This is a genomic window from Paraburkholderia sp. BGA-UO-ETr-F21 (assembly GCF_059567925.1).
The window spans coordinates 1376381-1398698 of the sequence record NZ_JCAQOY010000040.1 but is presented as its reverse complement, the minus strand read 5'-3'; the positions used below and the strand labels follow the sequence as shown (position 1 = coordinate 1398698).

Annotated in this window: 23 protein-coding genes; 10 read left to right on the top strand and 13 right to left on the bottom strand. The window is 62.1% G+C overall.

Annotated elements, in window-relative coordinates:
• Positions 1-192 precede the first annotated feature (192 nt).
• From AC57B1_RS38735 to AC57B1_RS38685, 11 genes are all read right to left on the bottom strand, one after another.
• Positions 193-705, bottom strand: a complete 513-nt coding sequence (locus AC57B1_RS38735) for an ureidoglycolate lyase (RefSeq protein ID WP_496420294.1) — start codon at positions 703-705, stop codon at positions 193-195.
• Positions 702-1715, bottom strand: a complete 1014-nt coding sequence (alc, locus tag AC57B1_RS38730; protein WP_408187232.1) for an allantoicase — start codon at positions 1713-1715, stop codon at positions 702-704. Before alc ends, AC57B1_RS38735 begins: the two co-directional genes overlap by 4 nt.
• 72 nt (positions 1716-1787) lie before the next feature.
• On the bottom strand, positions 1788-2309 hold the full coding sequence (gene uraD, locus AC57B1_RS38725) for a 2-oxo-4-hydroxy-4-carboxy-5-ureidoimidazoline decarboxylase (RefSeq protein WP_408353190.1): 522 nt from the start codon (positions 2307-2309) through the stop codon (positions 1788-1790).
• Complete coding sequence (gene puuE, locus AC57B1_RS38720; protein ID WP_408353188.1) at positions 2306-3256, bottom strand: allantoinase PuuE; 951 nt, start codon at positions 3254-3256, stop codon at positions 2306-2308. Before puuE ends, uraD begins: the two co-directional genes overlap by 4 nt.
• A 198-nt stretch (positions 3257-3454) precedes the next feature.
• Complete coding sequence (locus AC57B1_RS38715; RefSeq protein ID WP_496420293.1) at positions 3455-4321, bottom strand: aspartate/glutamate racemase family protein; 867 nt, start codon at positions 4319-4321, stop codon at positions 3455-3457.
• Between the two features lie 38 nt (positions 4322-4359).
• Complete coding sequence (locus AC57B1_RS38710) at positions 4360-5841, bottom strand: NCS1 family nucleobase:cation symporter-1 (RefSeq protein ID WP_408353184.1); 1482 nt, start codon at positions 5839-5841, stop codon at positions 4360-4362.
• 375 nt (positions 5842-6216) lie between these two features.
• Complete coding sequence (locus AC57B1_RS38705) at positions 6217-6930, bottom strand: GntR family transcriptional regulator (protein ID WP_408187228.1); 714 nt, start codon at positions 6928-6930, stop codon at positions 6217-6219.
• Between the two features lie 315 nt (positions 6931-7245).
• The gene (gene ldcA / locus AC57B1_RS38700; RefSeq protein ID WP_091793621.1) at positions 7246-8172 is read right to left on the bottom strand and encodes a muramoyltetrapeptide carboxypeptidase; all 927 of its coding nucleotides are present in this window, start codon (positions 8170-8172) and stop codon (positions 7246-7248) included.
• Positions 8173-8200: 28 nt separating this feature from the next.
• Positions 8201-8854 (bottom strand): tRNA adenosine(34) deaminase TadA, encoded by a 654-nt coding sequence (tadA, locus tag AC57B1_RS38695; protein WP_496420292.1) that lies wholly within the window; start codon positions 8852-8854, stop codon positions 8201-8203.
• Positions 8855-8922: 68 nt separating this feature from the next.
• Positions 8923-9324, bottom strand: coding sequence for a DnaJ family domain-containing protein (locus tag AC57B1_RS38690; RefSeq protein WP_091793619.1), 402 nt, complete (start codon positions 9322-9324; stop codon positions 8923-8925).
• A gap of 526 nt (positions 9325-9850) precedes the next feature.
• Positions 9851-10456, bottom strand: coding sequence for a 2'-5' RNA ligase family protein (locus AC57B1_RS38685; RefSeq protein ID WP_496420291.1), 606 nt, complete (start codon positions 10454-10456; stop codon positions 9851-9853).
• 611 nt (positions 10457-11067) lie between these two features.
• Here AC57B1_RS38685 and AC57B1_RS38680 point away from each other — a divergent pair.
• The 5 genes from AC57B1_RS38680 to AC57B1_RS38660 are packed head-to-tail and all read left to right on the top strand — an operon-like array spanning position 11068 to position 16215.
• The gene (locus tag AC57B1_RS38680) at positions 11068-12057 is read left to right on the top strand and encodes an HlyD family secretion protein (RefSeq protein WP_496420290.1); all 990 of its coding nucleotides are present in this window, start codon (positions 11068-11070) and stop codon (positions 12055-12057) included.
• Positions 12054-12998 carry an ABC transporter ATP-binding protein gene (locus tag AC57B1_RS38675; protein ID WP_408353176.1) on the top strand — a complete coding sequence of 315 codons (945 nt, stop codon included), beginning with the start codon at positions 12054-12056 and terminating at the stop codon, positions 12996-12998. The genes AC57B1_RS38680 and AC57B1_RS38675 overlap by 4 nt, the downstream gene beginning before the upstream one ends.
• Positions 12995-13945: an ABC transporter ATP-binding protein gene (locus AC57B1_RS38670; RefSeq protein ID WP_408353174.1), complete on the top strand. Its 951-nt coding sequence runs from the start codon at positions 12995-12997 to the stop codon at positions 13943-13945. The genes AC57B1_RS38675 and AC57B1_RS38670 overlap by 4 nt, the downstream gene beginning before the upstream one ends.
• The gene (locus AC57B1_RS38665) at positions 13942-15078 is read left to right on the top strand and encodes an ABC transporter permease (RefSeq protein ID WP_496420289.1); all 1137 of its coding nucleotides are present in this window, start codon (positions 13942-13944) and stop codon (positions 15076-15078) included. Before AC57B1_RS38670 ends, AC57B1_RS38665 begins: the two co-directional genes overlap by 4 nt.
• Positions 15079-15084: 6 nt before the next feature.
• Entirely contained in the window at positions 15085-16215 is a 1131-nt protein-coding gene (locus AC57B1_RS38660) for an ABC transporter permease (RefSeq protein ID WP_496420288.1), read from the top strand.
• A 76-nt stretch (positions 16216-16291) separates the two neighbouring features.
• Here the strand turns inward: AC57B1_RS38660 and AC57B1_RS38655 are convergent, their stop codons facing one another.
• Positions 16292-16504 carry a hypothetical protein gene (locus AC57B1_RS38655; RefSeq protein WP_408353168.1) on the bottom strand — a complete coding sequence of 71 codons (213 nt, stop codon included), beginning with the start codon at positions 16502-16504 and terminating at the stop codon, positions 16292-16294.
• Between the two features lie 479 nt (positions 16505-16983).
• On the opposite strand from AC57B1_RS38655, the gene cydP reads away from it, so the two are divergent.
• From cydP to AC57B1_RS38630, 5 genes are all read left to right on the top strand, one after another.
• Positions 16984-17244 (top strand): cytochrome oxidase putative small subunit CydP, encoded by a 261-nt coding sequence (gene cydP / locus AC57B1_RS38650; protein ID WP_496420287.1) that lies wholly within the window; start codon positions 16984-16986, stop codon positions 17242-17244.
• Complete coding sequence (locus AC57B1_RS38645; protein WP_091793600.1) at positions 17234-18838, top strand: cytochrome ubiquinol oxidase subunit I; 1605 nt, start codon at positions 17234-17236, stop codon at positions 18836-18838. The genes cydP and AC57B1_RS38645 overlap by 11 nt, the downstream gene beginning before the upstream one ends.
• Before the next feature lie 35 nt (positions 18839-18873).
• A complete protein-coding gene (gene cydB, locus AC57B1_RS38640) occupies positions 18874-20010 on the top strand; it encodes a cytochrome d ubiquinol oxidase subunit II (RefSeq protein WP_496420286.1) in 1137 nt (378 codons plus the stop codon).
• A 57-nt stretch (positions 20011-20067) separates the two neighbouring features.
• The gene (gene cydX / locus AC57B1_RS38635) at positions 20068-20193 is read left to right on the top strand and encodes a cytochrome bd-I oxidase subunit CydX (RefSeq protein ID WP_091800412.1); all 126 of its coding nucleotides are present in this window, start codon (positions 20068-20070) and stop codon (positions 20191-20193) included.
• Between the two features lie 180 nt (positions 20194-20373).
• A complete protein-coding gene (locus tag AC57B1_RS38630; protein WP_496420285.1) occupies positions 20374-21396 on the top strand; it encodes a transporter in 1023 nt (340 codons plus the stop codon).
• 228 nt (positions 21397-21624) lie between these two features.
• Here the strand turns inward: AC57B1_RS38630 and AC57B1_RS38625 are convergent, their stop codons facing one another.
• On the bottom strand, positions 21625-22194 hold the full coding sequence (locus AC57B1_RS38625) for a hypothetical protein (protein ID WP_496420284.1): 570 nt from the start codon (positions 22192-22194) through the stop codon (positions 21625-21627).
• Between the last annotated feature and the right edge of the window lie 124 nt (positions 22195-22318).

The window sequence follows — 22318 nt, the reverse complement described above, 5'->3', positions numbered from 1 at the left end:
TGCGCGCCTGCCCCGGCGCAATGCGTGCGCCAAGTAATCGGGTATTCGCCGCTTCTCGCCAAACGTAGCTAAACGCGCAACGACGGCGTCGCGCTAGTTTTGTGGTTCGCCACCAAAACAAAAAACCCACAGCACTGGTAATGCTGTGGGTTCTTTCAAATCAACCTGCTCGCTACGCCGTAGCGGCAAACCTCAAACCGCCACCGCGCTCAACGCATCTTCCGTGAGCCACAACGACTCCGCGAGGTCCTGCTCATTGAGATTGAGTCCATCCCCGCCGCGATCGACGACGATAAAGTCGCTCACCTCACCCAACGCGATCAGCGGATGATGCCACACGCCCTTCGCATAGTTCACGCCCTGCCAGCCGCTCGTCACGAACGCGCGAATCTTCGACACGTTCAGCTCACCTGCCGGCGCCACGACCACCAGATACGCCTTGTTGTTCAGCGGGACGAACGCCTGGCTGCCGAGCGGGTGCCGCTCGAGCATCTTTACTTCGAACGGCAGCGTGCGCGGTTGCCCGCGAAACAGGTTCACGAGCGTACGGCCGTTCTCGTCGGTGACATCCACTTTCGCGAGATCGTGATAGCGGATCGTCGTGCCGAGGTTGATTGGGATCTGCTTCGCGCCTTCGAGTTCGATCACGTCGCCGAATGCGGCGAACGCTTCTTTCGTCAACGGTTCGATCGCGAGCGTTTTCATGATGCGAGCGTACCCCACAGACGCAGACGCGACACGCCGCCGTCCGGAATGATATTGAAGCGCACGTGCGTCACCGGACCCAGTGCCGCGATTTCGCTTTCGAAATAGTGCTGGTTGTCCATCTTCAGTTTCTGTTCGCCGAGCAGCACCGGCCAGAACATGGCTTGCGTGATCAGCGAGCTGTCCGTACCACCCGTGACATACGCGGCCTGAATTGAGCAGCGGTCCGGAAAGTTGCCCTTGAAGTGCGCCGTATCGACTTCGATTTTCCTGATCACGCCCGGTTGCGCCAGCGCGACGATCGCCCAGTCGTTGCCCGGCTCACGACGACGGCGCGTTTCCCAGCCGTCACCCATGTTCACGCCACGGCCCGGCATCAGGATCGTCGACGCTGCGCCGAAGTGCTGGTTGTTCGCCGCGACGAGATAGGCGCCGTTCTCCATCGCTGCCAGATCGAACTGCTCCGTGCGGCTCGCGCCGGCCCAGTCGACTTGCGGCTGACCATACACACGCAGACGCGCAATGCCGCCGTCCGGATAAATGTTCACGCGCAGGTGGGTGTAAGCGTTCGTGTCGCTGACTTCGTGATAGTGATGGCTATTGCCTTGCAACGTGGTCGACGGCACGATTTCGGTCCATTGCGTCGACTGGTTCGGCGCGCCGTCCACCACGCGCGCGGCTTCCACCGACGCCGCCGGCGGGAAATTACCCGTGAAGTGGCTGGTGTCGAGATCCAGCCCCTTGATCACGCCCGGACGAGCCAGCTTCACGACGCACCAGTCATAGCCGTTGGCGCGCTTGCGGCGGGTTTCCCAGCCGTCCATCCACTTGCCGTTGTCGTCGTATTTGCCCGGAATGAAAACGGCCGGCTCCGGATTCAGCATGCGCTCCTTCGGTGCGAAGAAATCGTCGCTGGCCTCGAGCGCCTGCGCGCCCAGACGCGGGTCCGCCAGGTTCACATAGCGGCGCGTGAATTCCGGTGCGTTGGGGTCGAGAATCGGGAGTGCCATTTTTGTCTTCCTTGATATTTGCCAGTGCTGAAAAAACGTTTCGGTTCGAGGTCCGCGACGCGTGGTTAAGCCTTATGCGTCGATCAGGTCGTCGAGCCTGAAACGTGCGATGCGGTAGATCTGATCGAGGCTCGCGCGCAATTCTTCGGCGCGGCTATTGTTCACGCGCGCTTCGAAGTTCGCGATGATGCCGTGACGGTCGTAGCCGCGCACGGCGAGGATGAATGGAAAACCGAACTTCTCGCGATAGGCGGCGTTCAGCGCGAGCAGCTTGTCGAACTCTTCCTGCGTGCATTGCGCGAGGCCGGCGCCGCTCTGCTCGCGCGTGGATTCGGCGGTCAGTTCGCCGCGCACCGCGGCCTTGCCGGCGAGTTCCGGGTGAGCGTTGATCAGCGCCAGTTGCTTCTCTTCACCGGCTGTTTCGACGATGTTCGACATCTTGCGATGCAACTCGTCGACGCTGACGAAAGGCCGTTGCTGCGCGGCGATTTCCGCGACCCACGGCGAGTGCTCGAAAATACCCGACAGCGTTGCCACGAACGCTTCGGTCGAGATGCTGTTGAGTTGGTCCAGAGTGTATTGCATCGCCTTCATGCCGCTGCCCCGCGGTTGACTTGTTGGTAAGGGTGATGTTCGCGCCAGTGGCGCGCAATATCGACGCGCCGCGTCACCCACACGCGATCGTGCTGTTCGATATGGTCGAGAAAACGTTGCAGCGCGCGAAAACGACCAGGGCGCCCGAGCAGACGGCAATGCATGCCGATGGAAAGCATCTTCGGCGCTTCGTCGCCCTCTTCGTAGAGCACGTCGAATGCATCGCGCAGGTACGTGAAGAAGTGGTCTGCCGTGTTGAAGCCTTGCGGGCTTGCAAAGCGCATGTCGTTGGTGTCGAGCGTGTACGGCACGATCAATTGCGGTACTGTCGTGCCGCCGGTGACGTCCACGTCCATCCAGAACGGCAGGTCGTCGCCATAGTAATCGGAGTCGTACAGGAATCCGCCGTATTCGGCGACCAGACGATGCGTATTGGGACTGTCACGGCCGGTGTACCAGCCAAGCGGACGCTCGCCTGTCACGCGTTCGATCGCTTCCATGCCGAGACGCATGTGCTCAGCTTCTTTCTCCGGCGACACGTCCTGATAGTGAATCCAGCGATAGCCGTGGCAGGCAATCTCATGACCGAGTTCCACGAACGCGCGCGCCAGTTCCGGATGCCGTTCGATCGCCATGCCGACGCCGAACACCGTGAGCGGCAGGCCACGCTTTTCGAATTCGCGCAGAATGCGCCAGACGCCCGCGCGTGAGCCGTATTCGTAGATCGACTCCATGCTCATATGGCGAGCCGGATAAGCCGCGGCGCCGACGATTTCCGACAGGAACTGCTCCGAGCCAGGATCGCCGTGCAGCACGCAGTTTTCACCGCCCTCTTCGTAATTCAGAACGAATTGCACCGCGACACGCGCTCGCCCCGGCCAGTTGGCCTGCACCGGGTGGCGGCCGTAGCCGATCAGATCGCGTGGGTAGTTCGGGTCGAGTGGCATGGTTTGACGAATGCGTGGTGACGTTACGTAAAATTCGCGTGGAACTCACGTGGATGCACGTGGGGTGGGCGCAGCCGAATAAACACCGGAAACAGCGCCTGAAGCAACACAAAAAACCTTTCAGGCACCCCGCGCCGAGTTGGACCAGTGTAGCGAAAACGCTCCGGTGCGCCCATACACCGGGGCAGATAGTGCGTGTCACGCTGAATGTATGTGCCGGCCCGGTTCCGTAGTGTTTACCCGCACCAAATCGGACGTTCCTGCATTTTCCGGCGCATTTGCCAAGGAAACTTCGGTAGATCCGCGCGGCGCACGCGGGTTCGGATCGGCGTCGACCGGACTGAACGATGCCAGCGCGCCGTCGTAGCGCTTGGCCAGCGGCCGCGCGTAGTCGCCGCGTTTGGCGGTCGAAAGACGAAGCGAGACCAGCGCCTCGGTCCATTTCACCGCTGCGGTCACGCCTTCGATCACCGGCGCGCCGAGCGCGTCCTCGATCTCCGCGCACAGTTCGGCCATACCCGCGCAGCCGAGCACGATCGCGTCCGAGCCGTCCTCGGCAAGCGCGCGCCGGCATTCGTCGAGGATGATGCGGCGCGCCGCCGAGCCGGGCTGGTCGAGGTCGAGGACGGCCACGTCGGTGGCGCGAACGTTGCGGCAAAAACGCTTCATGCCGTAGCGCTCGGCGAGGTGCCACGCCATGCCGCAGGTGCGCGCCAGCGTGGTCACCACGGAGAAGCCCGGCGCCAGCACGCTGGCCGCGTGCATCGCCGCCTCGGCGATGCCGATCACCGGACCCCGCGCCAGCTCGCGTGCCGCGTAGAGACCAGGATCGCCGAAGCAGGCAATCACGTAACCGTCGCAGCCTTCGCGCTCGCCGGCGGCAACCTCGGCCAGCAAGCCTGGTGTGGCCAGCGCCTCGTCGTAATAGCCTTCGATCGACGGCGGCCCCATGGTCGGATTCACCGCGATGACTTCAGTGCCCGGCGCGGCGACTTCGCGCGCGCAGCGGCCCATTGCTTCCGTCATGCGCTGGGTCGTATTCGGGTTGATCAGTTTGATGCGCATATCCACTCCTGTTGCATCTGCACAATTCAGCGTGCGATTCAGCGTGCAATCACGCGATAGAACAGCGCGGCGAGGCCGGCGCCAATGAACCACGAGAAATTCGCCATGCCGTCGAGCGCGGGCACCATCACACAGATCACGGCGATCACGGCAGCCGGCAGCAACGCGGCGACTGCCCGATAGTTCACGCCGTTGCGATACCAGTACGAACCAGTGGGCGCAACCGTGTACAGATCGTCGAGCACGATTTTCTGACGCTTCACGAGATAGTAATCAACGATCAGGACACCGTACAAAGGCCCTATGAAGCTGCCGAGAACATCGAGGGTGTAGTGGATCACGGCGGGGTTGTTGAACAGATTCCACGGCGTAATGAAAATCGACGCCACCGCCGCGAGCATGCCGCCCGCGCGCCAGCTGATCAAGCGCGGCGCGACGTTCGAGAAGTCGAATGCCGGCGAGACGAAATTGGCGACGATGTTGATGCCGATCGTCGCGATCGTGAAGGTCAGCGCGCCGAGAATCACCGCAGTCGGGTAATCGATACGGCCCACGGTTTCAACCGGGTCCGTAATCAGCTGGCCGAAGACCGGCAGCGTGGCAGCGGTCGTGATCACCGTCACCAGCGAGAAGGCCAGAAAGTTGACCGGCAGCCCCCAGAAGTTGCCACGCTGCACGCTGCGAAAGCTCTTGCCGTAGCGCGAAAAGTCGCCGAAGTTGAGCATCGGTCCGGAGAAGTACGACACCACCAGCGAAGTCGCCGTGATCATCACCGGCACGACTTCCATGCCGTGATATTTGACGCCGCCCAGGTTGATGCCGATGTTGCGCCATCCCGCGCGATACACCATGTAGCCCGCGAGAATGAACATCACCACGTAGACGGCCGGGCCGGCGAAGTCGATGAACTTCTTGATGGTCTCCATGCCGTGCCAGAACACGAGTGCCTGCAGGACCCACAGCAGCATGAAACCGGCCCAGCCGAGCGTCGACAGACCCATGAAGCCGTGATGATGGACATCGGCATACGGCAGCAGTTGGGGAACGAACTTCAACACTACGATCACCAGCGCGCTCGACGCCAGATAAGTCTGAATGCCGTACCATGCGACCGCGATCAGGCCGCGAATCACCGCGGGAATATTCGCGCCGAGCACGCCGAAGGTCGCACGGCACGCGACCGGATAAGGCACCCCGTTCGCCTGGCTCGGCTTGGCGATCAGGTTGCACAACAGGTTGACGATCGTAATGCCGACCAGCAGCGCGATCAGCACCTGCCAGCTCGTCAGCCCGAGCGCGAACAGGCTGCCCGCGAACACATAGCCGCCGACGCTGTGCACGTCGGACATCCAGAACGCAAAGATGTTGTATGCGCCCCAGGTTTGGTGGCGCAACGGCGCGAGGTCTTCGTTATAGAGCCGTTCGCTGTAGCCTGCGGGCATTGACGGATCGCCGGTTGCGCCGCCGTCTGCGTAAGTGGGAATTGCGGGATTGCCGGGCGCTGCACTGAACTGAGCCATGATTCCTCCTTGGGATAGGGACCATCGATAGCGAATCGAAGGACGATGCATCGGCCATGCCAGTCGCGCCCGCTTTGCCCGTTCGGGACAAAGGACAGGCGAGCCGCCTGGTTTGCCGTGCCGCGGATATCTCCGTACTGAAGTACTTGTGGTTATCGCACCGTCCGCAGCCGCGGAGCGCCGGCGATGCGTTGCTGCTACTCGATGTCCGTCGCCCGGCGGCGGACACGCGTGCGCGAGCCGGCAGCGCTCACGTCGAGCCGCCTTGCAACACTTGATTCGTTCAGTTCAGTTCAGTTCAATTCAGTGCGGCGCGCACCAGTCAGGCGCGCACGCCGGCCGCCTGCCTCAGCATGGCGCGGACATTGTCGCGGGTCATTCTCTGGGCGCACCGTTGAGGGCGCCGAACACTTCCCGCAGATCGGCCGCACCACGCGCCGGGCGGTCCAGCATCTTCAGTTCGACGCTTTGCAAATGGCGCGACATGAGTGCCGCCGCCTCTTTTGCATCGCCGGCGTCGAGCGCGGCGAGTATGGCTTCGTGGTCCTCGAACGAGCATGGGCTGCGTCCAAGCGACTCGTACAGCGCGGAAATCAGCGTGGAGCGCGCCACCAGCCCGTTCAGGCAATCGCACAACACCGTGTTGCCGGTCAGTCCCGCCAATTCGGTGTGAAACTCGCCCGACAGGCGAATCCACGCCGGAAAATCACGTGTTTCGAACGCTTTGCGTTCCCGGCCGATCATGCTGCCAATGCTCTTCAAGCGCCGCATGCCGTGACCGCTGCAAATCTTTTCAACCACCGCCAGTTCGATGATGCGGCGCATCTCGAACACCTCATGCACTTCCTGTAGCGAGGGGCTCGCCACGAACGCGCCGCGATTCGGCTCGAGATCGACGAGGTGATCCGTCGCGAGTTGCGTCAGCGCCTGCCGGATCGGGCCGCGCTTCACGCCGAATACTTCGCACAACTGCGCTTCGGTCAGCTTGGCGCCCGGCGCAAGCCGATGCTCGAGGATCGCGGCGCGGATGCGCTCGGCGATCACTTCAGGTTTCGAACTATTGGCGGCGGTAGGGTCTGCGTCGGACATGATGTGCGTCTCGGTATGTTGGTCATCTTAGGATGGACATAAAGATTGTCAACAATTTTTGTCTTTAATTTTGACAATTTTCACGGTGAACGAAGGCTGACGGGTTTATGGATCGGTCCCAAAGCCTTGATACAGGCTATGTATAAGTTTAATTAGACTGGAAGGACGCCGTCTATTGAGGGCGGATTTTGTCAACAAAACCGATGGACCTTCATAGGACGTTCTGTTCGAGGTCAATCCCAAAACACAGGCCGTTAGTTGCATTTTTGAAGTAAAAAGAAAGCGGGCCGTTGCCCGCTTCCCTCGCGCGTCCGCTCACGCGAGATACGGATAGCCCGATAAGCTCAATTCGAATCCCTGTGCGTTGGCGACGAGATGCGCGTCCGCGCCCACCGGCAGCGTCAGCATGTTGCGAACATGACCGAATTGCAGCCCTGTCACGATCGGAATGCCGATCACCGACCTCGCCTGCTCGATCACCGAGTGCAAGTCGTAACCATTGTCGTAGTCGTAGGATTTGGCCCCAGAGAAATCGCCCAGCACGAGTGCCTGCTGCTGCGCGAGGATGCCGGACAGATGCAGCTGATAAATCATCCGCTCGACCCGGAACGGTTGTTCGTTGACGTCTTCGATAAACAGGATTCCGCCACTCACCGGCGGCATGTACGGCGTGCCGATCAGCGACACCAGCACCGCCAGGTTGCCGCCCCACAACATGCCCGAGACATCTACGGGCTGTGCCTGCGGCGTGTTGCTTGAGACCGTCATGGTCGGTTTCGTCAACGCGGACCAGAAGTGCTGCATGGTGAACTCGCTGAGTTCCTCCGCCCCGAAATCACTCATCACCATCGGACCGCCGAAGGTTTTCACCCCGGCTCGCGCCAACAACGCAAGCTGGATCGCGGTGAAATCGCTATGCCCCACGAGGGCAACCGGCTGATCGGTCAGGCGCCGTTGCAGCCCTTCGTAGTCGAGTCCGTGCAGAATGCGCACCGCGCCATAGCCGCCGCGCACGGCCAGCACGATGTCCGGCAACTCACGCGACGGGTCGGCGAGCCGGTTCAGATCGGCAGCGCGCTGGCCGTCGGTGCCGGCGAAGCGCAGGTAGCGACGCCGCGCCGCTTCCGCGCCCTCGATGCGATGGCCCTGGGCATGAAAACGCTGCAGCGCGCGATGCAGCACCTCCGGATCATGCGGATACCCGGACGGCGCGATCAGTTCGATGGTGCGATGGACGCTCATGAGCAAGACCTTATTTGACGTTGTAGTTTCAGAGCGCCTCGGCCGGGCCCGCTTCGTTGCCCGATTCGTTGCCCGCTTCGCCACGTGCCGAAGCGCGCGCTTCGCGGCTGGCGCGCCGCCGCTCGGCAAAGAACGATTTGAGCGCGGCGCCGCATTCGCTTTCGAGCACGCCGCCGGTCACCGTGGTGTGATGATTCAACTGCGGATTAGCGAAGGCGTCCACGACACTGCCGCACGCGCCGGTTTTCGGATCGCGCGCGCCGAAGACGACACGAGCGATGCGCGCGTGCATGATCGCGCCGGCGCACATCAGGCAAGGTTCGAGCGTCACGTAAAGCTCGCAGCCCGGCAGACGGTAGTTTTCGACGGCCTGCGCCGCAGCACGCAACGCGGCCATTTCCGCATGCGCCGACGGGTCGTGCGCACCGATTGGATGATTGAAACCTTTGGCGATGACTTCGTCGCCTCGTACGAGCACTGCGCCGACGGGCACCTCACCGGCAGCGCGCGCCTCTTCGGCGGCAGCCTGTGCGAGCGCCATGAAGCGGCGATCGCGTTCGGAGACAACGGGAGTTGCGGGTGAATCGCCGGGCGAGAGCTCCGTCTCCGGCAATACCGCGCCAGAGCCAGAATCCGTCGCGGCCGATCCGGCTACACCACCCGCCAAGGCTTGAGAACTCATCGTATTCGGCACTTCGTGAGAATGGAAAGAATCCGCATCCGGCACGATGGACTGAGCCAGCGGCTCGCTCACGGCGAACCCGCATCTGCCGCATTCAGGCTGCCGACGCGTTCGGACAGCCGTTCGGCAATACGCCGGCAGTATTCGCGCGGCAAAACCAGCGGGCCGCCGCGCAGCGATTCAAGCGCCATGTCGAGTGCAAGCATGCGCGCCTGCAGACGGCAGCGGGTAGCCTGGTCGCTCACGGCATTCAATTCCGCCTGCAGGTCGCGCAACGCGCGCAACTGCTCGACAGCGGGCGGCACAAAGCCCGCATTCTTCAAAATCCGGTTGGCGACGCGTACCTCTTCAGGAACCAGAGCGTCGTCGCCCAAGGATAGCGGCGCACCCGCGCCGGGTAACTCGTCGAACTCCCCGCGCGCGGCGGCGGCGGCAATACGCTGTTCGACTAATGCATCAAGCAATCTCATCTGCGATCCACTACGTTGCGGCCCAAGCATTCTATCAGGCAGCGCACGCTCGTTCCGGCTCCGCAACCGACGAAACCCCCTACGTTTTCAGATTTTTCGTCATTCGAGAGCACGCGGCCGGACGCTAGGCTCAAGGGTTCGCCGCCACGCCGCGTGCCGCCCGCTCCCGCGCTAAAACCTGACAGAAAACTTTCAACGGACCGCGCCGTTCGCGCCTTTGCTCGTGGCTTCTCAAAATGACCGCCGATATGCAATCCGGAATGACTCACCCAAACCGAAACCACGCCGCCATTACGTTCGAGACTGCCATAGCCGCACACCCTCTCCACCTGCGCAAACGCATATCCCGGGTAACCCTGCGGGCGGCGCTGGCCGCCGTGACGATATCGCTCGTGCTATCCGGCTGCGGCGTGTTCTGCGGTGGCGCAGGCGGTAGCGGTGGCGGCTTCGCCGGAGGCTGCGCGACCGGCATGCGGTTCTGAGCCATCGCGCCCGGACACGACGGCATCAACCGCGGCGCCGTGCGCTATGAGCCGGCATCCGCCAAAGGCCACCGAGCCAGCATGACGTGCCGCGTACGCCCGAGCAAACTGTGCATCAACGCAAATTCGCGCACGTTCCAGCACAGCGGTTCAACAGGACGCGCAGCGGCCCAAGGCATGCCATACGCCAGTGTGACGTGCGGCGTATAGTCCACCGCGGCTGACATGGCGTGCTCCCCGCACCCTGCGTCTTGCAACGCGCGGCATAAAGCGTCGTGCAGCCGATGCAGACCATTCACGCCCTCGCCCCCGCCCAACACTAACGGCCCCGGTCGTGGCTTGGATGCAAAGCTCACCACCGTATCGAATTCGACGCTGAACGGTTCCATCCTGACCGACGCGGCTGCTTTCATGGCCGCCTCGACTCGCGCCTGAGGCAAACCGCCCGCGAAATTTCCGAGGTGCTGCAAGGTAACGTGTAGACGGGCCGCCGCGAGCGGTTTGCTGCGCGCGCGACTCTCCCCGCAAAGCTGTTGTGCGAGCTTCGAAATATTCGCCGCCGTATTGGCGTCAGGAAAGACAGCGAAAAACAGACCGTCTGTCGGCGTTGGCGGCGCCTCGAGGCCAGGCAGCCAGAGTTGTTCAGGCATGGAATTTCTGACCAGATAAAGCCGGCATGTAGATGAATCTCCGTTCATTGTGCGGGCTTGCCTGAGCGCCTGATCGACTCAGACCACTCGACTATGCGAGGTCGCACGATCGCCTTGCTAAGGCAAACCCCGGAACTCGCAGGGTATGGATGGGCCGCAGGCGAAAGCGTCGGCAGCCTGCACGCACACCATTGCCGTTGAAGCGCGTTCGCTTTCCACTCAAGAATTGCTCGCCGTCACCGGCCCACGCACAAGACTGTACATCCATACAGTATGAACGGCAACGGCGACTGGACAAAAAGTGGAAGTATTCGTCGGCGCGGCGGAGTGTGAGACGGCGTGCGTCGGCGTCAGCGGGGCTCCCGCGGAGATCGGCGCGGAGGTGGCAAGGATGCCGCGCCGACAGCACCTGACGCGATCGGCGCAATGCATCAACCGTGCCGTGGAGCGGCAAACCAGCCGCGACCTGGCCCCTACCGGGTTCCAACTTGACTTGAGTCAATTGGCCGGAGCGATAGCGGCTCTATCTTCAGCAGACGCACCATACACAGGCTGGCGATCTCCGGTTTTACATCTCCTCATCCGGAAGCGTTTGAACCGAACCAAAAAACATGGCCATATCGAAACACCGGATGCAGGCGCTGCTCGCGCTAGTCGCTCTTGCCGCGGCCGGCGTGGTGGTGTGGCGTTGGCCGGTGCTGTTCGGCTCTCATCATGATTCAACTCATATCGTCGTGTCCGGCAACATCGAGGCTCACGAGAGTGTCCTGAGCTTCACGCAGGTCCAGGCGCCGATTGTCTACCTGCCATTCGACGAAGGCGCTTACGTGAAGCGCGGCACCGTGCTCGCGCGCGTGGACGATCGCCTGTATCGGCGGCAGACGGAAATCGACCAGACCAACCTGCAAGTTGCCACGGCGCAGATCAGCGCCAATGAGAGCACCTTGGCGGCGGCACGTCACAACGTCGTCAGCGATCAATTCGATCTCAGCGAAAAACAGCTCGACCTGGGGCGAGCGGAAATCCTGGTGAAAGGCAACGCGATTCCGCGTCAGGCGCGTGACCTCGCCTTCACCGCCGAACGGCAATCCGCCGCGGCCCTCGCGCACGACAAGGCGCTGGTGGAAGTCGCCGGCAACAACATCACGCTCGCGCGCGCCAATCAGGCCGCCGCCGCGGCGAAGCTCAAGCTCGACGAAGTGATGCTCTCCTACGCCGAACTGAGCGCGCCGTTCGACGGCGTCATCGCAGTACGCGAAGCGGAACTCGGGCAGCTCGCGGGATCGGGCGTCGCGATCGTTACGCTCGATGAACTCGATCACGTCTGGCTGCGCGCGTATGTGAACGAGCCCGATATCGGCAAAGTTCGCCTCAACGAAGCCGCGACCGTGACGACCGACACCTACCCTGGCAAGCGCTACCAAGGGCGCATCAGTTTCATTTCCCCGCAGGCCGAGTTCACGCCCAAAACCGTCGAGACGCACGCCGAGCGCGTGACGCTCGTCTACCGGATCCGTATCGACATCGACAACCCGACGCACGAACTGCTGCCGGGCATGCCGGCCGATGCCTCCATCGCTTTGCTGGCAGCGGGCAAATGAGCACCGACCCGGCAGCGGCGGCCATTCGCGCGCACGACCTGGCGCGCAGTTTCGGCGCCGTGCAGGCGGTGCGGGGTGTCAGCTTCGACATCGAACGCGGGGAAATCTTCGGTCTGGTCGGGCCGGACGGTGCGGGCAAGACCACCATCATGCGCATGCTGGCTGGCGTGCTGCGGCCCGACGCCGGCCAGATCTCGCTGGAAAATATCGACGTGATAGCGGCGCCGGAACGCGCAAAGGCTGCACTCAGCTATATGCCCCAGCGTTTCGGCCTGTACGAAGACCTGACCGTCGCCGAGAACATTTTCTTCTACGGCGAACTCTTCGGGGTGTCGCGCAAAGCCAATCGGACCCGCAGCGGCGAACTTCTCGAGGCCGCCGGCCTCGTGCCATTCCGCGATCGTCTCGCCGGTCAACTGTCGGGCGGCATGAAGCAGAAGCTCGGTCTGGTGTGCGCGTTGATTCACACGCCCCGCGTGCTGCTGCTGGATGAGCCGACCACGGGCGTAGACCCGGTGTCGCGGCGCGATTTCTGGGCGATCCTGTATAACCTGCGCGAAAGCGGTGTCACGATCGTACTGTCCACCGCGTATATGGACGAAGCCGAACGCTGCTCGCGGCTCGCGCTGCTGCATACCGGGCAGATCCGCCAGTGCGACACGCCGGCGCGGCTGAAGCAGGCCATGCCGGGTGCCCTGTTCGCTATCGCCGCGGCAGACCCGCGCGCGGTTCACGACGCCCTCGTGGATGCGCCCGGCGTGCTGAGCGCGTTGCTGATGGGCGACCGCGTGCACGTGCGCGTTGACGACGCCGCGCGCCGTCTGCCGGAATTGCAGGAGCGGCTTGCCACACGCGCCATTGCAAACGCAACCATCACTTCCATCGAGCCGGGCATCGAAGACGTGTTCGTCGCGCTCGTCGGGTCGGGAAGCCCGACATGAGCGCCGAGGCTCCCGTCGTCGAGGCAATCGGCCTGACCAAGCGCTTTGGCAAGTTCACGGCGGTCGACCGGCTCGACCTGTCCATCGCCAGGGGCGAAGTCGTCGGCTTCATCGGGCCGAACGGCGCGGGCAAGTCGACCACCCTCCGCATGCTGTGCGGGCTGCTTTCGCCCAGTGCGGGGCGCGCTTCGGTTGCGGGCTACGACATCGGCACCCAGGCCGAGGCGCTGCGCTCGCATATCGGCTATATGTCGCAGAAGTTCTCGCTGTACGCCGACCTGACCTGCTACGAGAACCTGCGCTTTTTCTGTGGCATCTACCGGGTTCCGCGACACGACATCGCCGAGCGTATCCGGCTCGCCATTTCGACCGCGGGGCTCGAGGGGCGTGAAAATATTCTCGTGCGAACGCTCGCTGGCGGCTGGAAGCAGCGGCTCGCACTCGGCTGTGCGAATCTGCACCGTCCGCCCGTGCTGTTTCTCGACGAACCGACGTCCGGCGTCGAGCCCGAAGCGCGCCGCCGGTTCTGGGATCTGATTCACGGTCTCGCCGCGGGCGGCGTGACGGTGCTGGTCTCCACGCATTACATGGACGAGGCGGAATACTGCCACCGCATCGCGCTGATCGACGCGGGCCATCTGGTGGCGATCGGCAGCCCGAATGAGCTGCGCGAACACAATCTCGGCGGCAATCTGTTCGAGCTGGTTTGCGCGCCGCCTGGCGCGGCTCTCGCCGCGCTGCGCGAGGCGCCCGAAGTGATCGACGCCGCGATCTTTGGCGACCGGCTGCATGTGCTGATGCACCCGGGCGTGCCTGAAACCGTGCTTCAGACGTTTCTTGCAGGACGGCATATCGAGTTTATCGCCGTACGCGCCATCCGGGCCAGCCTCGAAGATGTGTTCGTCCAACTCGTCACGCACGCGGATAAGGGAGTGCACTCACCATGAGCCTGCGGCGGCTGCTGGCGATGGCCTTCAAGGAAACGCTGCAGATCTGGCGCGATCCGCGCAGTCTCGCCATTGCGCTGCTGATGCCGCTGTTGCAAATGGTGCTGCTCGGCTACGGCGTCAGCCTCGATATCCGGCAGGTGCCGCTATGTATCAACGACGAGGAACACAGCCAGTTGAGCCGTGAACTGGTGCAGGACTTCGTGTCGTCGCACTGGTTCCTCGCGGTTCGGAACGTGACCAACGAGCGGGTATTGCGCGACGCGATGGATCGCGGCACGTGTGCCGGCGTCGTCACGATCCCCGTCGATTTCTCGCGCGTGTTCACCACGACGGGTACCGCCTCGGTGCAAACCGTGTTCGACGCGACCGACGCCAATACGACCAACATTGCAATCGGCTACGCCCAGAACGTGATCGCGCGCATGACGGCCGAATTCCAGTTGCGCTGGCGGCAAAGCCACGGCATTCGGCCGCAAACCGTCGGTCTGGTCGATCTCGAACCGCGAGTCTGGTTCAACGAGACGCTCGACAGCCGCAACTTCATTATCCCGGGCGTCGTCGCGGTCATTCTGGCGCTGGTCGGCGCACAACTTACGTCGTTGACCACCTCGCGCGAGTGGGAGCGCGGCACGATGGAGCAACTCATCTCCACGCCGGTCACCGCGCTCGAAGTCATGCTCGGCAAACTGCTTCCGTACTTCGTGATCGGACTCGTTAATGCCGCATTCTGTCTGCTCAGCACGGTTTACTGGTTTCACGTGCCGTTGCGCGGGAGCGTAGGCACCCTGATCGTCACGACCGCGCTGTTTACCCTGGTCGTGCTTGGCATCGGCTATCTGGTGTCGGTTCACATTCGCAGCCAGCTCGGCGCAAGCCAGGTCGCGCTGCTGCTGACGATGCTGCCGACCAGCATGCTGTCAGGCTACACCTTCGCCATCGACCAGATGCCCGCGCCCATCCGGCTCGCCACGCTGCTTGTCTACGCCCGCTATTACATCACCATCCTGCGGGCCGTATTCCTCAAAGGCAGCACCCTTTCCGATCTCGCCGTGCCGATTCTCGCTCTAGCCGTGTATGCGCTGGCCATTATCTGGATCGCCGCCCGGGCGTTCCGCAAACATCTGGACTAGCCCATCATGTTCGACCGTCTGCAGGTCATGTTGATGAAGGAGTTCCTCGAACTCAAGCGCGACCGGTGGGCGATGTTCCGGCTGGTCGTGCCGCTGTTGCTGCAGGTGATCATCTACGGCTATGCCGCGACTTTCACCGTCAATCATGTGAGCCTTGCCGTGCTCGACCTGGACCGCAGCCAGGCGAGCCGCAACCTCGTCTCGCACTTCGTCGCCACCGGCAAATTCGACGTGGTCGATAACGCCAGCACGCAGCGCGATATCACGCATGACATCGATAGCGACAAGGCGACGATGGCGCTCGTCATCCATGCCGGATTCGCGCAGCATCTCGGCAACGGCCAGAGCGCGCCGCTGCAGGTCGTCGTGGACGGCACCAACTCCAACACCGCGCTCATCGCGCTGGGCTACGTCAGCCAGATCGTCACGCAGTTCCAGAACGATCAGATGAGCAACCAATGGTCGGACCATTCGGGCCCCGCCCGCACCGAGGTCGCCGTGACGCTGCGTGAGCGCCCCTGGTACAACGACACGATCGACGATCGCTGGTTCTTCATTCCAGGCGTGGTCGGCACGCTCACGCTGATGCAGGTGGTCAGCCTCACGGCGTTTGCCGTGGTTCGCGAACGCGAGATCGGCACGTTGGAGCAGATCATGGTCAGCCCGATCAGGCCGGTCGAGTTCATCCTGGGAAAAACCGTGCCCTTCTTCCTGATCGGTCTTGTCGACGTTGCCCTCGTGACGGCGGTAGGCATAGGGTGGTTTAGGGTTCCGTTCGTCGGCAACCCGCTCGTCATGCTGGTCGGCGCATCGCTATTTCTGCTCGCCGCATTGGGTCTCGGTTTGCTGCTGTCCACCTTCTCGCGCACGCAGCAACAGGCGTTCGCGCTCAATTTCTTTCTGATCAATCCGCTTTTCATTCTGTCGGGGTTTGCGTTTCCTATTGCCGCAATGCCCAAAGTCCTGCAATGGATTACGTTGATCAACCCATTGCGTTACTTTCTCGTCGTGCTGCGCTCGGTTTTTCTGAAAGGCACTGGATTCGCCGTGCTATGGCCGCAGTTCGCGGCAATGGCAGCGCTCGGTGCAGTCATGCTGACGCTAAGCGTATTGCGCTTTCGCAAATCGCTCGATTGAATTGCGGTGTTTTCGGCTCGCGGGGGTTGCTCATTTGGCGAATTGGCGAATTGGCCCCGGCGGTTACCTGCTGCATTCAGTAAGCCAGCACTTCTCCCAGCAAACCGACACCCACGCCCGCACAAATAGCCGAGTAGCCGCGATTGCAGGTCAGAATTTCTTTTTCAAACTGCATGGCGAATCTCAATTCGGGACATCTCTCGTAAGCGATAAATACCAAGCAGACCAAGGCCGACAATACAACCATTGAAAAGGCAATCTTCTCCAGAATTCGATAATGATGCGACATGCCCATGCTCCCAAATCTTCATTCGCCCGGTCATCGCTTTGGAAGCGATGAAGGGATCATGCAGCGAACCGCTGTCCGCGAGGCCCGACGGATTGCAATACCTGACATGTGCCTAGTGCACTTGTCGCCCGAGGCCTCAAGGTCGGTGCGTTCCCAGTGTCGAGACTACGCACATTTTCCCCAGCCCACTTGACGTGTCACAACAAATCGCGAACGTTGAAAAACAACCACAGCCGACAGACACAATAAACGCAAGATCGGCGATCTATCGCCATCGCTGCGTTCCAGCGCTGAGTTTGTTGACTTCGCTCAAACGCCAGCCACCCTTCTTTCGTGAAGATGTGAGTTACCGCGACCGATGACATGGGACCAGACCCGTCCATTCATCGACTGTGCTGTCTGCGTCATGCGCTTGCCGATTTGCGCACGCGTTTTGAACAGACTGAATAAATTCAACCGAAGTCGTCCATCGACCGATCATGACCATCACGCTGAACGACAGGAATCCGCCTCGCCCCGTCCTGCGCGCGCGACTCGCCGGCTGGGTGTCGAGGCCAACTTTCAGGCGGGACATCGCCATTGTGCTTGTCGTCAAACTGGCACTGCTGATGGCGCTCAAATACGCTTTCTTCAACCATCCACAGGCAGAGCACATGTCGCTCCCGCCTGAGCAAGTCGCGCAGGCGCTGCTGTCCGTGCCTGCCTCGCATCCGTCCCAAGGTGATCAACATGCCCGTTAGCGAAGTCGTAGAACTGTCGCGCCTCCAGTTCGCCATCACGGCGCTCTATCACTTCCTGTTCGTGCCGCTCACGCTCGGCCTGTCCTGGCTGCTCGTCATCATGGAATCCGTCTACGTGATGACCGGCAAGCAGATCTACAAGGACATGACCCAGTTCTGGGGCAAGCTGTTCGGCATCAACTTTGCCATGGGCGTCACCACCGGCCTCACGCTCGAATTCCAGTTCGGCACCAACTGGTCGTACTACTCGCATTACGTGGGCGACATTTTCGGCGTGCCGCTCGCCGTCGAAGGCCTGATGGCGTTCTTCCTCGAGTCCACCTTCGTCGGCCTGTTCTTCTTTGGCTGGAAGCGTCTCTCGAAGGTCCAGCACGTGGGCGTCACGTTCCTCGTCGCGCTCGGCTCGAACCTCTCGGCGCTGTGGATTCTGGTGGCCAACGGCTGGATGAACAATCCGGTCGGCGCCACCTTCAACTACCAGACCATGCGCATGGAGCTCGACAGCATCTTCTCCGTGCTGTTCAATCCGGTCGCTCAGGTCAAGTTCGTGCACACCGTCTCGGCGGGCTATGTGACGGCCTCGATGTTCGTGCTCGGCGTGTCGTCGTGGTATCTGCTCAAGCGCCGCGACACCGAATTCGCGCTGCGCTCGTTCGCGATCGCCGCCGGTTTCGGCCTCGCCTCCACGCTGTGCGTGATCGTGCTCGGCGACGAATCCGGCTACCGCACCGGCGAAGTCCAGCAGGTCAAACTGGCCGCGATCGAATCCGAATGGGAAACCGCGCCCGCTCCGGCACCGTTTACGATCATCGGGATTCCGAACCAGAAGGAAGAACGCACCGACTACGCGATCCGGGTTCCCTACGCACTCGGCCTCATCGCCACGCGCTCACTCGACGAACCCGTGGTCGGCCTGAAGGACCTGATGGTGCGCAACGAGGCGCGCATCAGGAACGGCATGCTCGCCTACGCCGCGCTGCAGAAGCTGAAACAGGGCGACGTCACCGACGAAGCCAAAGCCGCCTTCGACGCGCACAAGCAGGACCTCGGCTACGGCCTGATGCTCAAGCAGTTCACCGCGAACGTCACCGACGCCACGCCCGACCAGATCACCCAGGCCGCAAAGAAAACGATCCCTCCGGTGGCGCCCGTGTTCTTCTCGTTCCGCCTGATGGTGGGCCTCGGCATCCTGTTCCTCGCGACCTTCGTGCTGGCGTTCTGGTTCTGCGCGCAGCGCTCGCTGCTGCTGGAGAAGCGCCGCTGGTTCCTGCGCTGGGCCGTGTGGGCGATTCCGCTGCCGTGGCTCGCGGCGGAATTCGGCTGGATTGTCGCGGAAGTGGGCCGCCAGCCGTGGACCATCGCGGGCATTCTGCCCACCAGCCTGTCGGCCTCGAGCCTGACGGCAGGCGACCTGTATCTGAGTATCGGGGGCTTCGTGGTGTTCTACACGGTGCTGTTCATCATCGAGATCATGCTGATGTTCAAGTATGCGCGGCTCGGTCCCTCGTCGCTGCATACGGGCCGTTACCACCATGAACAACAGCCGCCGAATCAGCCGCTGAACCAGCCGTTGCCGACCAACACGGTCGCCTGATTCGCCGCCACCGAGTTTCAAGGGAAAAGAACATCATGGATTATGCAAGCCTCAAACTCATCTGGTGGGTGCTGATCGGCGTGCTGCTGATCGGCTTTGCGCTCACCGACGGCTTCGACATGGGCGCGGCGATCCTGCTGCCCTTCATCGGCAGGACCGACGCCGAGCGGCGCATTGTCGTCAATACGGTGGGCGCGACCTGGGAAGGCAATCAGGTGTGGCTCATCACCGCCGGGGGTGCGATGTTCGCCGCGTGGCCGCTGGTGTACGCGGCCTCGTTCTCCGGGTTCTACTTCGCGATGCTGCTGGTGCTGTTCTCGCTGTTCTTCCGGCCGGTCGGCTTCGACTACCGCAGCAAGCGTGAAGATCCGCGCTGGCGCAGTGCGTGGGACTGGGCGCTGTTCGTCGGCGGCTTCGTGCCGGCGCTGGTGTTCGGCGTCGCGTTCGGCAACCTGCTGCAAGGCGTGCCGTTCTCGTTCGACACCGACCTGCGCGTCACCTATCACGGCGGCTTCTTCGCGCTGCTCAATCCGTTCGCGGTGCTGTGCGGGCTCGTCAGCGTGTCGATGCTGGCCGCGCACGGCGCCGCCTTCGTGAAGATGAAGGCGGACGATATTGTGGCCGAACGCGCGTCGCTTGCGCTGCGCATCGCGTCGCTGGCGGCCGTGGTGCTGTTCCTGATTGCCGGCGCGCTGATCGCAACGATGATCGGCGGCTACCAGCTGGTCGACGCGGCGCCGCTCGATACGGTTGCCAATCCGCTGCTAAAGAGCGTGATCGGCGCACCGGGCCTGTGGCTCACCAACTACGCCACCTATCCGTGGATGGTGGCCGCTCCCGTCGCCGGCCTGGCGGGCGGCTTGCTGGCCGTGTTGCTCGCGCGTTCGCGCTTTGAAAAGAGCGCGTTCCTGTCGACCTCGCTGATGATCATCGGCGTAATCCTCACAGCGGGCTTCTCGATGTTTCCGTTCATCATGCCCTCCTCGCTCGACGGCCGCAGCAGTCTCACCGTGTGGGATTCGACCTCGAGCCGCATGACGTTGCAGATCATGCTGATCGCCGTGATCGTGTTCCTGCCGATCATCCTGATCTATACGAGCTGGGTGTATCGCGTGATGCGCGGCAAGGTGACTGCGGCAGCGCTCGAAGAAAATCACCATTCGATGTATTGATCGCCAATACGCGAATTTTTTCGTAAATCACTGGACCTGAACAACCGGGAGCACACAATGTGGTATTTCAGCTGGATTCTTGGTATTGGCGTGGCGCTTTCGTTCGGCATAGTCAACGCGCTCTGGCTTGAGTCACGCCAACCGGTTCAGGAAGCGAAGCGCCCTGAACAGAGAAGGACCTGAGCAGAGAGGTCATGAGTCGGCACGGCATTCAAGGCCCGTGCGCACGCGCGGCTCGACTGAGATAACCGCGAGACTGACGCGCTCACCGTCCTGACTAAAAACGGATGATCCGATAAGGATAGGTGCACGCTCAAGATCGTCGAAGCGCAACCGCTCATGGCGGGCAGGAAGGAACATCGAATGAGCACCGCCACGCCGCTAGCGCAGACAACAGACCCATCATTCCCTCTGGAGCGCGGCTATCTGTTTTCAGCCGACGGCGTGGGCCGCAAGATAGACGCAAACTCGGCGGCCCGGTGGTTAGCCAATCGCAACGACAACAGCGGCGAATTCATCTGGCTGCACTTTCATGATATTCCCGCCGTGCTGGAGAGTTTGCCGTTGCAACACAGCGTGGCCATGCCCGAGGCTTTCGCCGAAGCCCTCAGGGAAGGCTCCCGTTCAACCCGTATGACGCACGTACACGACGACGTCATTGCCGTACTCAACGACGTCGAATACGACTTCGGAAGGCAAAAGCCTCTCCAGGTGGCAACGCTATGGCTCAATGTCAGCGATCGCTGTCTGCTAAGCGCGCACGCCCGGCCGCTGCGTTCGGTCAATCAATTGAGACTGGCTGTCGAAGCCGGGCAACCCTTTCGCAGCCCGCTGTCGCTCCTGATCAACCTGCTGGAAGAGCAGGCCGATGTGCTGATCGGGATTGTGCGGTTGGCGGCGAGATCGGCCGATAAGGTGGATGAAACGCTGCTCGCCGGTAAATTGCCGAAGCGTTCGGGCCTCGGCATCATTCGCCGCGATCTGGTCAGCCTGCGCCGCCTGTTGGTTCCGGAGCCCGCCGCGCTCTTTCGCCTCGTCAACCGGCCGCCCAAATGGGCACGTGACGAAGACATGCAGTCGCTGCGGCAATCCGCCGAGGAGTTCTCGCTAAGATTGCGCGACATGAGCAGCCTTGAGGAGCGCATCAAGTTGCTGGAAGCGGAGATTGCCGACCGCGTTGCCGAGCATACCAACAGGAGCGTATTGATCCTGACCGCCGTCACCGTGATCGCGTTGCCGATCAACCTGATCTCAGGTTTGCTCGGGATGAACGTGGGTGGCCTTCCCTTCAAATACGACACGCACGGATTCTGGATCATCGCCACGATCGCAGTGCTGTTCACCAGCCTCGCAGCGTGGCTGATATTCCGCCCAAGGCGCGATTGATGTTCGATGTCCCGTCATCGCTCATGGCCTCGCCCAACACCGAGCGGGCTCGCAAACCAACGGGAGCAGCCCCTCTTGCGCGGAAGCGCAAAAAAAAGCCCGGACGAACCGGGCTCAACACGCTACTCCTTGGGGGTCCCCACCCCCAATACGAACCTTATCGCGGCCCCGCCCGATCATCTTTGTGCTGAATCAAGGCACACACTGAACATCATTTGATCAGACCAGTCACACTCCCGATTTCCAGGGCCACGACGGATACAAGCGCTCGTCATTTTCCACGCTCTCACGCGAAGCCGATAACGGGTCGCCACTTTCCCGTTCGACATCGCCGGCACCCGGCCGCGCCATCTGCGCGTCGCGAGCCAGAGGCTCCGGCTGTTCCGCATCACTGCTCGTGGCGGCCTCGGCTGCCTCGCTCGCTTCGATCGGTTCCTGACCCAAGCCAAACCACGCGACCGACTCGCGCAGCGTCGCGACGTAGTCCTGCCAGCCTTGCGCGTTGCCGGCAAACAGCGCCTGCCGCACCGTACGCGCGAGTTGCTCGCGATCCAGTTCCAATTCAAGCAACGCTTTCGGCCACGAAACAAAACCAGCGGCGACATGCTCGATGAAATCCCGTGAGTTCATCGAGGGCAATACGTGCGTGAGCAACGGTAAGCCCTTGAGCGAATCATTCGCGGCCACCGCCTCGTTCACGGTTTGCCTGTCGGCGCCACAAGCCATGAGACGATTGACCGTCTCCAGCACGTCGCCCAGATGAAGCAGCAATGCACGCCGCTCGTACGCATCTTTCACGTTTTCAACTCCCTGCACACAACGTCTATTCGAACCTCGCGCATGTCGGCCCGGTGTGCAAACGAAACAGTCCGGATCACACCACTGGCCACTCGCTCGAGGAACCCTTGTCTGCCCTGCGCAC

What these genes read in the sequence shown, in the direction of transcription:
- AC57B1_RS38685 (WP_496420291.1), bottom strand. Translation starts at nt 10,456, where the DNA reads ATGCCTGAACAACTCTGGCTGCCTGGCCTCGAGGCGCCGCCAACGCCG.
- puuE (WP_408353188.1), bottom strand. Translation starts at nt 3,256, where the DNA reads ATGCCACTCGACCCGAACTACCCACGCGATCTGATCGGCTACGGCCGC.
- AC57B1_RS38645 (WP_091793600.1), top strand. Translation starts at nt 17,234, where the DNA reads ATGCCCGTTAGCGAAGTCGTAGAACTGTCGCGCCTCCAGTTCGCCATC.
- AC57B1_RS38670 (WP_408353174.1), top strand. Translation starts at nt 12,995, where the DNA reads ATGAGCGCCGAGGCTCCCGTCGTCGAGGCAATCGGCCTGACCAAGCGC.
- AC57B1_RS38655 (WP_408353168.1), bottom strand. Translation starts at nt 16,504, where the DNA reads ATGTCGCATCATTATCGAATTCTGGAGAAGATTGCCTTTTCAATGGTT.
- AC57B1_RS38660 (WP_496420288.1), top strand. Translation starts at nt 15,085, where the DNA reads ATGTTCGACCGTCTGCAGGTCATGTTGATGAAGGAGTTCCTCGAACTC.
- alc (WP_408187232.1), bottom strand. Translation starts at nt 1,715, where the DNA reads ATGGCACTCCCGATTCTCGACCCCAACGCACCGGAATTCACGCGCCGC.
- tadA (WP_496420292.1), bottom strand. Translation starts at nt 8,854, where the DNA reads ATGAGTTCTCAAGCCTTGGCGGGTGGTGTAGCCGGATCGGCCGCGACG.
- cydP (WP_496420287.1), top strand. Translation starts at nt 16,984, where the DNA reads ATGACCATCACGCTGAACGACAGGAATCCGCCTCGCCCCGTCCTGCGC.
- AC57B1_RS38675 (WP_408353176.1), top strand. Translation starts at nt 12,054, where the DNA reads ATGAGCACCGACCCGGCAGCGGCGGCCATTCGCGCGCACGACCTGGCG.
- AC57B1_RS38710 (WP_408353184.1), bottom strand. Translation starts at nt 5,841, where the DNA reads ATGGCTCAGTTCAGTGCAGCGCCCGGCAATCCCGCAATTCCCACTTAC.
- AC57B1_RS38690 (WP_091793619.1), bottom strand. Translation starts at nt 9,324, where the DNA reads ATGAGATTGCTTGATGCATTAGTCGAACAGCGTATTGCCGCCGCCGCC.
- AC57B1_RS38705 (WP_408187228.1), bottom strand. Translation starts at nt 6,930, where the DNA reads ATGTCCGACGCAGACCCTACCGCCGCCAATAGTTCGAAACCTGAAGTG.
- cydX (WP_091800412.1), top strand. Translation starts at nt 20,068, where the DNA reads ATGTGGTATTTCAGCTGGATTCTTGGTATTGGCGTGGCGCTTTCGTTC.
- AC57B1_RS38680 (WP_496420290.1), top strand. Translation starts at nt 11,068, where the DNA reads ATGGCCATATCGAAACACCGGATGCAGGCGCTGCTCGCGCTAGTCGCT.
- cydB (WP_496420286.1), top strand. Translation starts at nt 18,874, where the DNA reads ATGGATTATGCAAGCCTCAAACTCATCTGGTGGGTGCTGATCGGCGTG.
- ldcA (WP_091793621.1), bottom strand. Translation starts at nt 8,172, where the DNA reads ATGAGCGTCCATCGCACCATCGAACTGATCGCGCCGTCCGGGTATCCG.
- AC57B1_RS38665 (WP_496420289.1), top strand. Translation starts at nt 13,942, where the DNA reads ATGAGCCTGCGGCGGCTGCTGGCGATGGCCTTCAAGGAAACGCTGCAG.
- AC57B1_RS38735 (WP_496420294.1), bottom strand. Translation starts at nt 705, where the DNA reads ATGAAAACGCTCGCGATCGAACCGTTGACGAAAGAAGCGTTCGCCGCA.
- AC57B1_RS38630 (WP_496420285.1), top strand. Translation starts at nt 20,374, where the DNA reads ATGAGCACCGCCACGCCGCTAGCGCAGACAACAGACCCATCATTCCCT.
- AC57B1_RS38715 (WP_496420293.1), bottom strand. Translation starts at nt 4,321, where the DNA reads ATGCGCATCAAACTGATCAACCCGAATACGACCCAGCGCATGACGGAA.
- uraD (WP_408353190.1), bottom strand. Translation starts at nt 2,309, where the DNA reads ATGAAGGCGATGCAATACACTCTGGACCAACTCAACAGCATCTCGACC.